This window comes from Bacillus cytotoxicus NVH 391-98, from assembly GCF_000017425.1.
In the GTDB taxonomy this organism is placed as follows: domain Bacteria; phylum Bacillota; class Bacilli; order Bacillales; family Bacillaceae_G; genus Bacillus_A; species Bacillus_A cytotoxicus.
The window spans coordinates 568,524-584,353 of record NC_009674.1; the positions used below are offsets into that span (position 1 = coordinate 568,524).

The window sequence follows — 15,830 nt, forward strand, 5'->3', positions numbered from 1 at the left end:
GTAAGGGCTTATAATCAGTGGGGATGAAGAAAACTCCCCGTCGATTCAAGCTTCACTTTATTGGATTGGTAATTTTATTAGAAATTCTGTTCCGACGTTTAATTCACTTTGGACGGTAATGGTCCCATTATGCAGTTCTACAATTTCTCTCGCAACAGCTAAGCCAATTCCTTTTCCACCTGTTGCCCTTGTTCTTGATTTATCAACACGGTAGAAGCGATCGAAAATATGAGGAAGATCTTCACTAGGAATACCTTCTCCTTCATCTTGAACACATATAGTAAAAGTATTCTCATTTTCAAGCACATTTATTGTAATGATAGATGGTTCGTGAGAATGCTGATACGCATTTTGTAACAAATTTAGCATAACTTGTTCCATGCGGCGTTCATCTATATAAACGTTCAGGTGGTCATTACAATGTAATCGAATTTGTATGTCCGTTTTAGAAAAGTTTGTTTTTGTTTTTTCAATGATTTTTTCAAGAAATGGTCTAAGAGTTACTTTTTGTTTTTTTATGATAAACTGATGCTGTTCTAGCTGGGCTAAGTCGAATAAGTCTTGTATGAGTGCTGTAATACTATCTGTTTCATCTTCGATAATTTGTAAGTATTCCTCGCGTTCTTCTTTGGACAAACCCTCTCTTTTGGCGACCTTTGCATATCCCTTCATATATGTTAGGGGAGTTAACAATTCATGCGCAACACTGGAAAGAAATTCATTTCTTTCTTTTTTCATATAAGTTAGTTCACTTGATAATTCTTCAATTGTTGTAGCCAAACTACCAAGTTCATCATTGCGTTTGATTCCTAATGCAATGGGTTTATTTAATTTAGGCATTCGCTCTGTAGCTTTTTTCATTTTAATAAGTGGGTCTGTAATAACGCGAGAAAAAAGAAAGACAGAAATAGTTGTTAAAATAAGAGTTAAACATCCAATAATAATGAATTGATTTGTTAAACGAGAAATCATTTTTTCTAAGAAAGATGTGTTTAAAAACATATGTACATATCCGGTAACTTGTCCTTTTGTAATAATGGGACTTGCAGTTGAAATGAATTTAGACTTTTTCCAGTTTGTTTCAACTGTTTTCCCATTTCTCGAAATAGATTTTATTTTACAAGCTAGTTGCTTCTTCATACTTTCTGTAACAATATCTGAAGTGGATATAATTTTTCCGCTTGTGTCTGTTATGACCATAGTTGTATCTGAATCGGAGTGAGATTCCATTAAAGTAATGATTTTAAAAGCACGTGACTCATTTCCAGTATGTATAAATTTTTCGATGATGTTTCGATACTTATTCCCTTGATTTAAAAGAGTATTTGTTTCTTCATCGATACGTAATTTCACAAGGCTTGTATGAAAAGAAACAAAGGCAATTGTTTCAATACATAAAGCTAATATTAAAAAATATGTAGCAATTTTAAGGGAAAGTTTGTCCATTTTGTTCCACCATACCTTATTTTTATATTGAATCAGTCTGTTATTAAAAATATATTTTTCCCTAATGAATCATGGCAGTTCCCCTTTCTTTTCTACGCTCGATTGAGAAATAAAAGGGAAACTGCCTTATAAGTAGTGAAATGAAATTTTGATAAAAGAAGAGATGCTATATTCAGCTGGTTGTAGTGATTAGTCACTTTTCCATTTGTATCCTACTTTATAGATTGTTTCTAAGTAGTTTTCAACAGGAAATCCTTTTTTTCTTAATTTCTCACGAATATTTCGAATATGTGAATCGACAGTACGATATTCAATATCTGTTTGATAACCCCATATTTTTTCGATTAAATCATCACGGCTGTATGCGCGATTAACATTTTGTAAAAATAGTCCTAATAATGCAAACTCAATTGGTGTAAGTGAAATCTTTTCATTATAAACAGTAACGGTATGTTTCATTTTATCCCATTCAATTCCATTGAAGCTAACAAATCCTTCTTTTTTCGTTCGGCGCAATACCGCCTCGATTCTTGCAACAAGTACTTGCTCATCAAACGGTTTAGTAATATAATCATCAGCTCCTATTGTCAATCCTTTTATCATATCGTAATTTTGATTCCGAGCTGTTAACATGATGATCGGGACATTGCTAAGTTGCCGAATTTGCTTACATGTTTCCCAGCCATCCATGTTTGGCATCATGACATCTAGCAAAATGATGTCGAACTCTTTTTGCTGAACGAGTTCAAGAGCTTCAAAACCTGATTTAGCCTTCATACAAAAATAACCACGTGGACTGAGAAATAGGTCTAACAGTTGTAACATGCGTTCTTCATCGTCTATTAACAAAATTTTTATCATATTTTTGTACACCCCAACAATTCTTTCTACTTTGTATAGTTTACATGAAAATAATAAAAAACTCTTTGTACAAAAGTAATTGACATAAAAAATGCACTACTTTTGCACAACTCTTTTTTATAATGAAAACGTAGCGACACAAAATACCCTATGTTGCGACATAACGTCATGTCATTTTAATTATAAAATGACAATTCCATTCTATTGTGTATGTGAGATAGTGAGGATTTTCGTATTCACCTCGCATCGGATAAGAAAAGGTTCCTATCTCACACTTTTTTATACAGGAGACTTCGTGCACATAGATGAAAAAGAAGATTGTTTATAAACAAGGCGTAATGCAATTATAATATGTATTGCGGTATCTGCATGAATCATTATAACGTGTGTAAATAAATTTTTCGGGATTTAATAATAAATAAAAAAGCGAATTGTTTCTGTAACTAGAAGCAACTCGCTTTTTTTTTTAATCCCATTATTAAAGATTTAGCGAAAAACAAAGGTGCTAGGAGGGAGGAGAGCTATCCCCCGAAAAATAATTCAGGCTAATAATGAGTGAGGATGCGTTGATTTATATAATCAAGAGAAAGATTGTAATTTATATGATAAACCACGGAAGAATAGCTAAGCTTGAAGTGACAATTACCATGCTGCAAATAAAAAAAATCCGATATTTTGTTTGTTTCATTCTGTATACTCCTCTAATTATGGATTTAAATTATATAACAATTGGTTTATCCCGCTATTTTGGGGCAGTAAGACTCCCACCTCAAGATTCAGAAAGAAACAAGGAAGATAGGTGGGAGTCTTACTGCCCGTAACAGCCCGATTGGTGAGGGTTCATAATCAGTAGGGGATGAAGAAAACCCCCACTGATTAAAGTTTCGCTTTATTGCTTGCATCATTGCTGAATATTTTGGATTATTATTTTATATTTTTAGTATAGCGAATTGGTTGGGAAAGAACGATCGATAAAGATGACGTAAACATTACATTGTTGTAAGAAAAAAGCATCTTTTATGAAACAAAGATGCTTTGGAAGCGAATAGTGACAATTCCATGTTTATATAAAACAGGAATTATTTTTTTGAAGATATATAACCTTCAATTCGCACTGGATGTGTATAAATATTGCAAGAGTTATTGCGAATAAAGCCGACAACAGTAATGCCTAAATCATGTGCGAGTTGTAATGCTAATTTTGTTGGAGCGGATTTAGAAAGGATAATTTCACAACCGATTTTAGATACTTTTAATAAGATTTCAGATGAAATTCGGCCGCTAAATGCAATGATTTTTCCTGTGACGGGTATATCATGGCGTAAACAATAGCCATATATTTTATCTAATGCGTTATGTCTTCCAATATCCATTCTTGATAAAATGAGGCTATTTCGATCACATAAGGCTGTATTGTGAACGCCCCCGGTTTGTTGGAATGTAGTGGAAGACTGTTGTAAGGCAGTCATTAAATAAAAGCATTCTTCAGGAGTAAGTGTGATATGTACATCATGTAATTTTTTTGCTTTGGCTACATCATTAACAAAAACAAAGCCTTGTCTACTTTTTCCACAGCAAGAGGTAACATATCTTTTATTATATAAAGATTGGTAAAGAGGATTAATTTGCTTTGCTTTTACATGAACGATTCCCTGATCTTTCTGAATCCATAACTCTTCAATATGTTGGTAAGAAGAAATAATGCCTTCCGAAATTAAAAAGCCTACTACCATGTCTTCAATATAATTTGGAGTGCATACTACAGTAACATATTCTTCACCGTTTAATTTAATTGTAATCGGAGTTTCGGTAACAATTTCATCATGTTTTTCAGAGAACATGCCATCTTGATAATGCACCATGTTATATGTTTCTTGGACAGGACCCATATTCTTTTCCCCTTTTTATATATTTTTTCTTATTCATCATGAAATATTGAACTACTACTTACATTATAAGATTCTTTTGGTTATTATTGTATATTTACGATATAATAGAGCTGTAGAATAGTGTCATTTTGACTTTCGTATTATATGTTAATAGCACCATAGAATTGACCATCTTAGATAGGATGTAAGGTATTTCAAAATATGTATAACAACATAAAATGAAAACGGATTCATATTTGTGTTGTGCAGTGAGTGGTAAGGAGAGGGGAAAGTATGGCTGAACAGACAGTTCGTGTAACGATTGATGGGCAAGAGTTCGTTTCATCTGATGGAAAAACGATACTACAATTATTTAACGAAAGTAATTTAGAGCATCCACAAATTTGTCATGTGCCAGAAGTAGATCCAATTCAAACTTGTGACACATGTATTGTTGAGGTAGATGGAAAATTAATGCGTGCTTGTTCTACAAAAGTGGAAGATGGTATGCATATTGAAAGAAAATCAGCACGTGCTAAAACAGCGCAAACTGAAGCGATGGACCGCATATTAGAGAACCATTTATTATATTGTACAGTTTGTGATAACAATAATGGGAATTGTAAGATTCACAATACGGTACATATGATGGGAATTGAAGAGCAGAAATATCCATATAAACCGAAAGTCAGCCCAAGCGAAGTGGATATGTCACATCCATTTTATCGTTATGACCCGAACCAATGTATTGCATGTGGTCAATGTGTAGAAGTGTGCCAAAACTTGCAAGTGAATGAAACATTATCTATTGATTGGAGTTTAGAGCGTCCGCGCGTAATCTGGGATAACGGTGTAAGCATTAATGACTCATCGTGTGTAAGTTGTGGTCAATGTGTAACAGTTTGTCCTTGTAATGCATTAATGGAAAAAACGATGCTCGGAGAAGCTGGATTTATGACAGGGCTTAAGCCGGATGTACTAGATCCAATGATTGATTTTGTGAAAGATGTAGAACCAGGATATAGTAGTATTTTAGCAGTTTCAGAAGTGGAAGCTGCAATGAGGAAAACGAAGATTCGTAAGACGAAAACAGTTTGTACATTTTGTGGCGTTGGTTGCTCATTTGAAGTATGGACGAAAGACCGTCAAATTTTAAAAGTACAACCTGTATCAGACGCGCCAGTAAACGGAATTTCTACATGTGTGAAGGGGAAATTTGGCTGGGACTTTATCAATAGTGAAGACCGCATTACAAAACCGTTAATTCGTCAAGGGGATATGTTTGTTGAAGCTTCATGGGAAGAGGCTTTAGAAGTAGTTGCATCTCATATGCAACGTATCAAATCTGAATATGGAAGCGATGCATTTGGATTTATTTCTTCTTCCAAAGTAACAAATGAAGAAAACTATTTAATGCAAAAATTAGCTCGGCAAATATATGGAACAAATAATGTAGATAACTGCTCCCGTTATTGTCAATCACCGGCAACAGACGGTTTATTTAAAACAGTTGGTATGGGGGGAGACTCTGGTACAATACAGGATATTGCTGAAGCTGGACTTGTTATTATCGTAGGAGCAAATCCAACAGAAGGTCATCCTGTGCTGGCAACGCGTGTGAAACGTGCTCATAAATTGCATGAACAAAAGCTTATTGTAGCAGACCTTCGGAAACATGAAATGGCAGAACGGGCTGATTTGTTTGTTCATCCGCGCCAAGGAACCGACTATGTATGGCTTGCTGGAGTAACAAAATATATTATTGATCAAGGATGGCATAATCAATCCTTCATAAATGAAAATGTAAAGAATTTTGATGCATACAGCAAAATGTTAGAGAAGTATACACTCGATTATACGGAGGAAATTACAGGGATTTCTAAGGATACATTAAAAGATATTGCACGTATGGTTTATGAAGCAGATGGAACTTGCGTGCTTTGGGGTATGGGAGTTACACAGAATACAGGAGGAAGTACAACATCAGCAGCAATCTCTAATTTGCTTCTTGTAACAGGTAACTATCGTCGTCCAGGTGGAGGTGCATATCCATTGCGCGGGCATAATAACGTACAAGGTGCTTGCGACATGGCAACATTGCCGAACTGGCTTCCGGGATATCAAGCAGTATCAGATGATGCGCTTCGTGCGAAATTTGAAAAAGCATATGGAACTACGATTCCGAAAGAGCCAGGATTGAATAACATTGCGATGCTTGTTGCAGCAGAAGAAGGCAAACTACGTGGTATGTATGTAATGGGAGAAGAAATGGCATTGGTGGATTCGAACGCGAATCACGTACAACATATTTTAGCAAATCTTGATTTCCTTGTTGTACAAGATATGTTTTTATCCAAAACAGCTCGCTTTGCCGATGTCATTTTACCAGCAGCACCAAGCTTAGAAAAAGAAGGAACATTTACAAATACGGAGCGCCGCATTCAAAGGTTGTACGAAGTAATGCCACCCCTTGGTGATTCGAAGCCTGATTGGTGGATCTTACAAAAAGTAGCACGCGCTCTTGGTGGCGATTGGAATTATGAGAGTCCAAGTGAAATTATGGATGAAATTGCATCGCTTGCACCACTTTATTCACAAGCAACATATGATCGTCTAGAAGGATGGAATAGTTTATGTTGGGGAAGCCATGACGGTAAAGATACACCGCTGTTATATGTAGATGGCTTTAATTTTCCTGATAAAAAAGCTCGCTTATCACTAGATGAATGGGTGCCGCCAGTTGAAGCACCAGAAGACTATGATTTATTATTAAATAATGGTCGTGTATTAGAACATTTCCATGAAGGGAATATGACGAAAAAATCAGCTGGAATTCTATCAAAAATTTCTGAGGTGTTTGTAGAGATTTCGCCGGAACTTGCTCAAGAACGGAATGTAAAAGATGGCGGTCTTGTTGAGCTTACCTCACCATTTGGCAAAATTAAAGTGCAGGCACTTATTACAGATCGCGTTACTGGTAATGAGCTATATTTACCAATGCATGCAACAGTGAATGAAGAAGCAATTAATATTTTAACAGGTACGGCAACTGATATTTATACATGTACACCAGCTTATAAACAAACAAGGGTGAAAATGCGCGTACTACGTGAAAAAGGAAAGCGTCCACTCCCTGCTTCAAACCCAAGAAATAAAAAACGTCATCCACAAAATGGGGTTGAAATCCAGAAAAAATGGCAAAGAAAACAATACGTATCACTTGTGGATCAGAATTAGGGGGGCGAAGAACGTGGCAAAAGAAATTACTGTGATTCAAAAGAAAGTTATAACAGAGGAAGAAAAGAAACACCAGTTAACAGATGAGCTCTTAATACAATTAGAAGAAAATCGTGAGGCGGTTGAAGAAACGATACAGTTGCTAGCTAGTTTGCAGCAAGCTGGTATTTTAGATGCAGCAATTAGTTTGCTTGCTGCTAAAGAAGACGTTTCGAAAATTGCGATTGAACAATTAAATCGTGAACCAGTAAAAAACGTATTAAACAATATGATGGGAGCAGGGGAAGCATTATCTTCAGTAGACCCAGAATTGACAAAGCAAATAACTTCTAGTTTAGTTACAGGACTACAATTTGCAACAGATGAATTAAAAAAAGGAAAGAAAACAAAAGTAATGGACTTTTTTAAAGTGCTCAAGGATCCAGACATTAATAGAGCAATTACATTTGGATTTAGCTTTCTGAAGGCATTTGGGCAAGGATTAGATAAGAAATAGAGAAGAAAAGGAGTGATGGAAAAAAGCCATCACTCCTTTTTGAAACGAATAAGTGTGTTTGCGTTCGTTAGAATATATGATTAGTATAGAAAAGATGGACTTCTGATAAGAAATATGAAATCCATTTCAAACATCATTTTTAGAATTTGGAGGACTTTATGTTGCACCGAAAAAAGCTATCTATACTAGGGGTCATGAAACATTCCTTTCAAACGGTACAATTTGCTTTTTGGAATGTGTTGGCTTTTCAACTCATTTATAAATTATTAGCTGCGATTGTTTTTATACCGCTATTTGGTATGATTTTCAATAAATTATTATACTGGGGTGGTTATGCAAATGCTACAAATGATGAATTATTAGCATTTTTGAAAACACCATATGGAATATTAGCTGTTGCTATTTTATCAATATTGGCGCTGTTTCTTATCTTTACAGAGTTTGCAGTGCTTATTATTCTTTCTTATTTTGCACATAAACGTCAAAAGGTAAAATTGCGCCCAGTTTTATATAAGACGGTAACATATTTATCTTCTCTTTTCACGTATTGCTTACCAGGATTTATTTTGTATGCTGTTGTATTGTTACCTTTATTCGGATTCGGATATCAGTCTGCACTTATCCCAGACATTCAAATTCCGAACTTTATAACAGGGGAATTATTTAAAACGACGATGGGGCAAGTTGGGTACTACGCTTTCTTTGCTATCGTCGCTTATATGAATCTTCGCTGGATATTTGTGTTGCCTATTATGGTATTAGAAAAGAAGTCATTTCGAATTGCTGCACGCAAAAGTGCAAATTTAGTAAGAACAAATTTCTTGAAAGTATTGTTCTTTTTAATAGGCTTTTTAGTATCGATAGGAATTGTATTTTTGTTATTTGCGGGAATATACTTTTTATCGATATGGGGAATATATGAATTTACAAATCCAAAAGGGACATTTGCTTTATTAGCTGAATCAACTTTGTCAGTATTTTTAACGAGTACATTATATGTATTTAGTTTTATTATGACGCCATTTTATATTATGGCATTGACTAGATTTTATTTGCAGAAAGTTCCAGTAGAAGATGTTTTGTTAGAAGAAGGGTTAGATTATTCAAAAGCAAGAGCTGAGAAATGTTTTTTTAAAAAACATCGCTTTAAATTCATTGGTGTATATATTGCTGGTGTGTTTACATTAGGAATGGCCGTTGCTTTCATTGTCACTTTCATTTCTAATACGTATAGAGAACCAATTATTATGGCACATCGTGGTTATATTTCAAAAGGTGTAGAAAACACGAGAGAAGCTGTACAAGGTGCGATTGATGCAAAGGCAGATTATGCTGAAATTGATGTGTTACAAACAAAGGATGGTCAACTAGCGGTCATACACGATTTGAAATTAAAACGTCTTGCGAATGAGAATGTACAAGTTGCTGATTTGACAATGGATGAACTCCGTAAGCTAACCTTAAGACAAGATGGGTTTACAGGAAAAATTAGTACGTTAGATGAGATTATAAAGCTTGCAAAAAATAATATAAAGCTCAATATAGAAGTAAAGTTACATGGAAATGAAAAAGACTTTGTAAAAAAGGTACTACAGACAATCAAAGAGAATGAGTTTGAAAAACAATGTGTTATTCAAACGTTACATTATTCTCTTATTCAAGAGTTTAAGCGTGAAAATCCAAATATAAAAGTAGGATATATTTTATATGCAAGTAGAGCGAATTTAAAATATGTACAAGCTGATTTTTATGTCGCGGAAGAATATATGATAAATAAACAAATCGTAAAATCAGCAAGGAAATTAAATAAACCAATCTACGTTTGGACTGTAAATGATATGGAGAATTTAAAGAAATATTATAAGTTGAATGTAGATGGAATTATTACAGATTATCCTGTAGATGCAAAAGAAACGATTAAGATGTTGAAAGAACAAGAAGAAAATGAAAATGATATGATCGATAAAGTTATTGAAACAACGGAAGATTTATTTTCTAAGTTGTTTTGATCTATACAAGCTTCCAAACAAAATGGTAATTTCTTTTTGAATTACCATTTTTGTTTGGAAAGCAGTAATTCAGATTTATCATACATGTTTAAAAAACATTTACATTCATCATTATATAGTATTATAATGATGAACAAAAGTCTTTATATAGTGTTTGGAGCTTAATTTTGAGTCTTGCTATATAAGCAGGGAATGGAGGGAATATCAAATATATCTATTAATTAATATAATCAAATGTAAAGAGAGGGAAAAGAGATGGTTAAAATTAAAAATTTAAAAGTTTCATCCAAATTGTCATTTATTATTTTCATTTCTACTATTTCAATGATTATTATCGGAATCATTGGATATTCACAAATGGATAAAATGAGTAAACATATAGATGAAATTTACAATAATAGTATGTTGTCTGTACAAACAATGGATAATATTGAATCGAATTTTCATGCACAAGATGCTTACTTGTTAGAGTTTGTCATGACAAATGATGAGGAAAAACATAATAAACTAAATGAGAAATTACAGAAGAATATTCAAGATAATGAAAAGATGATGAAACTTTATGAACAGACGAAGAAGACATCTGATGAACAAAAGGTTTATGAAGCTTTTAAGTCAGACTTAACTGTATATGCTAAAAAAGTTAATGAAATCATTACATTAGGCTTAGAAAATAGAAATGAAGATGCACACGTAAAGCATACAGAGGAGCTTCTTCCTCTAAAAAAAAGCGTTACAGAAAATTTAAAGCATGTTGGACAAATTAACGAGAAGATGGCTCAACAAGCATATGAAGTCACGCAACAATCTGCAAAACATACGCTTACAACATTTATTTTAGTTATCTTGTCAACGATTATTGCGTTAGTGATCTTAGGCTATGTTGTTGCTCAAATGATTACAAGACCTATTCAAAGCTTGGAGATCGAAATAGGAAAGGCTGCAAAAGGAGATCTAACAGCTAGAGCAACATATAAATCTAAAGATGAGATTGGGCATATATCTGAGTCATTTAATGAAACAATGCGGAGTTTAAGTGAGATATTAGGAGTGGTGAAACAAACGGTATATCATGCAGGAAGTTCTACTGATTCTATGTTATTGGATATAAAAAACGTTTCAGAAACAGCAACTACAGTAAGAAATACAATGGAAAAAATCAATAAACATCTAGAATTACAGGATCATGGAATCCAAGAAAATGCAGCTGCGATGAATGATATGGCAATAGGTGTGCAGCAAGTATCGGAATCAGCAGCAACAGTTAGTGAACTTGCGGTAAAAATGAATGAGGATGCAAACGCAGGTAAAGAGATTGTAAACAAATCTATTGTACAAATGGAGGAAATTCATGATGTTGTAAAACGAAGTTTGCATGCTGTTCAAGGGTTGGAAGTGCGTACTCAAAATATTGACAAAGCAATAGAAGCTATTGCTTATATTGCTGAACAGACGAATTTATTAGCTTTAAATGCAAGTATTGAAGCGGCAAGAGCGGGAGAGCATGGTAGAGGCTTTGCAATTGTAGCTGATGAAGTACGCAAACTTGCTGAACAATCTAAAGATTCAACAATAGAGATTAATCGCTTACTGAAAGAAATTGAAATGGATGTAAAGAATTTTGCGAAAGAAATGCAAATAGGACAGCAAGAAACAGTAAAAGGTATGAGTGCAATTGAAACAACGAGTCAGACGTTCGATAATATTGTAACGCATATTAATGGAGTCGTAACTCAAATACAAGAAGTATCCTCTTCAACAGAAGAAATGTCTGCGGGTATTGAGGAAGTAAGCGTTTCTTTTTCAGATATTTCGTCTACTTCCCAAACAATTACACAAGAAAACATAAAAGTATTTGAAGTGACAAATAATCAGGCTAAATCGGCGTCAGAAGTAGAAGAAAAATCATTACAGACGATTAAAATAATGAATCAATTACAAAAACAAATTTCACAATTTAAAACAAAAGAAGAATAAGTTTTACGATTCAAAAACTTTTGGTGAGAAATTATAATGGTTTTTGATTGAAAAGAATATATTTCTAAAATATTGCAGTATTAAAAAAATGTATACGTATGCAGTTTTTATTGATTTCTCACATTGTTATATTATTGTCAAATAATAAAGGGTGAATCTCTGTATAATAAAAGTAGAATGATAGATAGTAGAACCCTCCCCTTTTATTTCTTATGGTATAAAGTTTTATATATTTACACTATTTCAAATATATAAACTTTTTTATTTTCTATATGTTAGCGTTTTCATCGATTTGAAATTATGCTAGAATAAGGACATAAGTTATTAATTATTTAAAAAAGAAAAAAGGATTTCTTTTTTCTGTTAATTATAAGGGGGCATTTCATTATGCGTATTGGGGTACCAACAGAAATTAAAAACAACGAAAACCGTGTAGCAATGACACCAGCTGGTGTTGTACACTTAGTTCGTAACAATCACGAGGTATTTATTCAAAAGGGTGCTGGTTTAGGATCTGGTTTTACAGATGCTGAATATGTTGAAGCAGGAGCGAAAATGGTTGAAACAGCTGAGGAAGCTTGGAATCAAGATATGGTTATGAAAGTTAAAGAACCGATTGAAAGCGAATATAAATATTTTAGAGAAGGTTTAATTTTATTCACATATTTACATTTAGCTCCAGAACCAGAATTGACAAAAGCTTTAATCGAAAAGAAAGTGGTTTCTATTGCTTACGAAACAGTACAATTAGAAAACCGCTCTTTACCATTACTTGCACCTATGAGTGAAGTAGCAGGTCGTATGGCTGCACAAATCGGTGCACAGTTCCTTGAGAAAAATAAAGGTGGCAAAGGTATTTTACTTGCAGGCGTTCCGGGAGTAAAACGTGGGAAAGTAACAATTATCGGTGGTGGACAAGCTGGTACAAATGCTGCTAAAATTGCAGTTGGACTAGGTGCGGATGTAACAATCATCGACTTAAGTGCAGAACGTCTTCGTCAGTTAGATGACATTTTCGGAAATCAAGTAAAAACTTTAATGTCTAATCCTTACAATATTGCACAAGCTGTAAAAGAATCTGATCTTGTAATCGGTGCAGTATTAATTCCAGGGGCAAAAGCGCCAAAACTTGTAACAGAAGAAATGATTCAATCAATGGAACCTGGCTCTGTTGTTGTGGATATCGCGATTGATCAAGGTGGTATTTTCGAAACAACGGATCGCATTACAACTCATGATAACCCAACTTATGAAAAACATGGTGTTGTGCATTATGCAGTTGCAAACATGCCAGGTGCGGTTCCACGTACATCAACTCTTGCATTAACAAACGTAACAGTACCATATGCGGTACAAATTGCGAACAAAGGTTATAAAGAAGCTTGCTTAGGTAACACTGCGTTATTAAAAGGTATTAATACATTAGATGGCTATGTAACATTTGAAGCAGTTGCAGAAGCTCACGGTGTAGCATACAAAGATGCAAAAGAGTTATTAGAAGCAGAAACAGTATCTTGTTAACAAAAGCATTATACAAAATAATAATCGAACAATATTTCATACAACATGATAAGAGCTAAGAGTGAAGACCTCTTAGCTCTTATTAGCAAAAGGGGGCATACATCGTGGCCAACCTATTTAAAAAGAAATCCGTTACGCAATTGTTAGGGGAAAGTAAAAGTAAAACTTTAACGAAAACACTAGGGGCATTTGACCTAACGATGCTAGGGATTGGTGCGATAATTGGTACAGGAGTACTTGTATTAACTGGATTAGTAGCAGCAAGAGATGCTGGTCCAGCCGTTATTTTTTCATTTATGATTGCGGCTGTTGTTTGTGGATTCGCAGCATTATGTTATGCAGAAGTTGCTTCGACTCTGCCTGTTTCAGGTAGTGTATACACATATTCGTATGCAACGATTGGTGAATTTATTGCCCATTTAATGGGATGGACATTGCTATCCGTATATGTAGTAACAACTGCTGCGGTAGCTGGTGGATGGACAGGTTACTTCCATAACTTAATAAGTGGATTTGGATTAGAAATTCCAAAGGAACTGTTAACGATTCCAGCGCAAGGCGGCATAGTGAATTTGCCAGCGGTGGTTATCACTTTAGTACTGACTTGGTTATTATCGCGTGGTACAAAGGAAAGTAAACGTGTAAATAACGCAATGGTGTTAATAAAAATTGGCATTGTTGTTCTATTTATTGCTGTTGGTGTATTTTACGTAAAACCAGAAAATTGGGTACCGTTTGCACCATATGGTTTAAGTGGAATCTTTGCTGGAGGAGCAGCAGTATTCTTTGCTTTCTTAGGATTTGATGCATTAGCAACTTCAGCAGAAGAAGTGAAAAATCCACAACGTGATCTTCCAATCGGTATTATTGCCTCACTAATCATTTGTACAATCATTTATGTTGCAGTTTGTCTTGTTATGACGGGCATGGTTTCTTATAAGGAATTAGATGTACCAGAAGCGATGGCTTATGTATTAGAAGTTGTAGGACAAGATAAAGTGGCAGGTGTAATCGCAGTTGGAGCTGTAATTGGGATTATGGCTGTAATTTTCGCTTATATTTATGCGACAACGCGCGTATTTTTTGCAATGAGCCGTGACGGTTTATTGCCAGAATCTTTTGCGAAAATTAACAAAAAGACAGAAGCACCAACATTTTCGACTTGGTTAACAGGAATTGGTAGTGCTTTAATTGCTGGATTTATTGATTTGAAAGAATTATCAAATTTAGCGAATATTGGAGCGTTATTAACATTTGCGATGGTAGGTGTATCGGTTATCATCCTTCGTAAAACACATCCGAAATTAGATCGTGGATTTAAGGTACCGCTTGTACCTCTTATACCGATCATTTCAATTGCATGTTGTTTATTCTTAATGGTGAACTTACCGTTAACAACGTGGATGTATTTCGGAGCATGGTTAGCAATTGGAGTTGGTGTATACTTTGTATATTCGAAAAAACATAGTCATTTAAAAGAAGATGGAAGTTCGCAAGATAGTTTAGAAAAAGCTAACTAAAGGGATATAAAACATGTAAGCCTTGTGCGTCTAGGGAGCGTGCAAGGCTTTTTTGTGCAAATGAAGAGGACCTATGTTATTTTGTCGAGTTGTTATGTCGGAATATAAAAAGGGATGGAAGAGAAATGCTAGAGGCGAAGGTTGTTGTTGGTGCCGAAGGGGATAATAATCCATGTTGGTTACATACAAATGAGGAAGAATTAAATTTATCGAGCGAAACGTTTTGATCATAGAAATCAGGTTAATAAGTTAGGGTTTGTTTCTTTAATTGTGGATACCGTGAAAATGAAAAGTAAGTAGGAAAGGGGTGTACAAAGTGTACAGCCTTTTTTGTATGAGAATGTGATGGATATGGGAAATAGGCGTATGTCTTGTTAAAATGTGAACGAAATGTTCGAAAAAATGTATCAGATTTCATTGACACATATGAATGGATGTTCATATAATAAAAGCATAAGATATATGAATGATTGTTCATATATTCAAGTGAAGAGGTGAGCTATAATGGCTGAAAATAAAGTAGAAACATGTCAGGATACATGTTCTCAAACAATTATCCATGAAGAAGTTGTAGATCAAGTAAAACAAACAATTCCAAATGATGAAAGTTTAAGTAAAGTAGCAGAATTATTTAAAGTGTTAGGTGATCGTACACGCACGCGAATTTTGCACGCGTTATTTGAAGCGGAGATGTGTGTGTGTGATTTAGCTTATTTACTCGGCATGACACAATCCTCTATTTCCCATCAACTTCGTGTATTGAAACAAGCAAAACTTGTGAAAAACCGTAAAGAAGGAAAGGTTGTCTATTATTCATTAGCTGACCATCATGTAATCGGTATTTTTGAACAAGCATTCGAACACGTAAATGAGGAAGATTAAAAAGAAAAAGCGC

10 protein-coding genes and 2 pseudogenes are annotated in these 15,830 nt (G+C 34.5%); 9 read left to right on the plus strand and 3 right to left on the minus strand.

What is annotated here, in order from left to right; translation table 11 throughout:
* Positions 1–57: 57 nt before the first annotated feature.
* The 3 genes from BCER98_RS02880 to fdhD form a co-directional block, all read right to left on the minus strand.
* Positions 58–1,446 (minus strand): HAMP domain-containing sensor histidine kinase, encoded by a 1,389-nt coding sequence (locus BCER98_RS02880; protein WP_011983611.1) that lies wholly within the window; start codon positions 1,444–1,446, stop codon positions 58–60.
* Positions 1,447–1,635: 189 nt separating this feature from the next.
* Positions 1,636–2,307, minus strand: a complete 672-nt coding sequence (locus BCER98_RS02885; protein ID WP_011983612.1) for a response regulator transcription factor — start codon at positions 2,305–2,307, stop codon at positions 1,636–1,638.
* Between the two features lie 1,079 nt (positions 2,308–3,386).
* Positions 3,387–4,196 carry a formate dehydrogenase accessory sulfurtransferase FdhD gene (gene fdhD / locus BCER98_RS02895; RefSeq protein WP_011983613.1) on the minus strand — a complete coding sequence of 270 codons (810 nt, stop codon included), beginning with the start codon at positions 4,194–4,196 and terminating at the stop codon, positions 3,387–3,389.
* A 273-nt stretch (positions 4,197–4,469) separates the two neighbouring features.
* Here fdhD and fdhF point away from each other — a divergent pair, with 273 nt between their 5' ends.
* The 9 genes and pseudogenes from fdhF to BCER98_RS02930 all read left to right on the plus strand — a co-directional run bounded on the left by fdhF (position 4,470) and on the right by BCER98_RS02930 (position 15,817).
* Positions 4,470–7,412, plus strand: coding sequence for a formate dehydrogenase subunit alpha (gene fdhF, locus BCER98_RS02900; RefSeq protein ID WP_011983614.1), 2,943 nt, complete (start codon positions 4,470–4,472; stop codon positions 7,410–7,412).
* A 13-nt stretch (positions 7,413–7,425) separates the two neighbouring features.
* Positions 7,426–7,908: a DUF1641 domain-containing protein gene (locus BCER98_RS02905; protein ID WP_011983615.1), complete on the plus strand. Its 483-nt coding sequence runs from the start codon at positions 7,426–7,428 to the stop codon at positions 7,906–7,908.
* Between the two features lie 158 nt (positions 7,909–8,066).
* Positions 8,067–9,917: a glycerophosphoryl diester phosphodiesterase membrane domain-containing protein gene (locus BCER98_RS02910; RefSeq protein ID WP_011983616.1), complete on the plus strand. Its 1,851-nt coding sequence runs from the start codon at positions 8,067–8,069 to the stop codon at positions 9,915–9,917.
* 255 nt (positions 9,918–10,172) lie between these two features.
* Positions 10,173–11,894 carry a methyl-accepting chemotaxis protein gene (locus BCER98_RS02915; protein ID WP_011983617.1) on the plus strand — a complete coding sequence of 574 codons (1,722 nt, stop codon included), beginning with the start codon at positions 10,173–10,175 and terminating at the stop codon, positions 11,892–11,894.
* A gap of 387 nt (positions 11,895–12,281) precedes the next feature.
* A complete protein-coding gene (gene ald, locus BCER98_RS02920; protein ID WP_011983618.1) occupies positions 12,282–13,415 on the plus strand; it encodes an alanine dehydrogenase in 1,134 nt (377 codons plus the stop codon).
* Positions 13,416–13,519: 104 nt separating this feature from the next.
* The gene (locus tag BCER98_RS02925) at positions 13,520–14,935 is read left to right on the plus strand and encodes an amino acid permease (RefSeq protein ID WP_011983619.1); all 1,416 of its coding nucleotides are present in this window, start codon (positions 13,520–13,522) and stop codon (positions 14,933–14,935) included.
* Positions 14,936–15,060: 125 nt separating this feature from the next.
* Positions 15,061–15,144 (plus strand): annotated as a pseudogene (locus BCER98_RS23445) (class I SAM-dependent methyltransferase); the annotation flags it as partial.
* Positions 15,140–15,235, plus strand: a pseudogene (locus tag BCER98_RS23565) (class I SAM-dependent methyltransferase); the annotation flags it as partial. The pseudogenes BCER98_RS23445 and BCER98_RS23565, both read left to right, overlap by 5 nt.
* 204 nt (positions 15,236–15,439) lie before the next feature.
* Positions 15,440–15,817: an ArsR/SmtB family transcription factor gene (locus BCER98_RS02930; RefSeq protein ID WP_011983620.1), complete on the plus strand. Its 378-nt coding sequence runs from the start codon at positions 15,440–15,442 to the stop codon at positions 15,815–15,817.
* Positions 15,818–15,830: the final 13 nt, after the last annotated feature.

Coding starts and splice junctions, on each gene's coding strand:
- BCER98_RS02885 (WP_011983612.1), bottom strand. CDS start 2,307: ATGATAAAAATTTTGTTAATAGACGATGAAGAACGCATGTTACAACTG.
- BCER98_RS02930 (WP_011983620.1), top strand. CDS start 15,440: ATGGCTGAAAATAAAGTAGAAACATGTCAGGATACATGTTCTCAAACA.
- BCER98_RS02915 (WP_011983617.1), top strand. CDS start 10,173: ATGGTTAAAATTAAAAATTTAAAAGTTTCATCCAAATTGTCATTTATT.
- ald (WP_011983618.1), top strand. CDS start 12,282: ATGCGTATTGGGGTACCAACAGAAATTAAAAACAACGAAAACCGTGTA.
- BCER98_RS02910 (WP_011983616.1), top strand. CDS start 8,067: ATGTTGCACCGAAAAAAGCTATCTATACTAGGGGTCATGAAACATTCC.
- BCER98_RS02880 (WP_011983611.1), bottom strand. CDS start 1,446: ATGGACAAACTTTCCCTTAAAATTGCTACATATTTTTTAATATTAGCT.
- fdhD (WP_011983613.1), bottom strand. CDS start 4,196: ATGGGTCCTGTCCAAGAAACATATAACATGGTGCATTATCAAGATGGC.
- fdhF (WP_011983614.1), top strand. CDS start 4,470: ATGGCTGAACAGACAGTTCGTGTAACGATTGATGGGCAAGAGTTCGTT.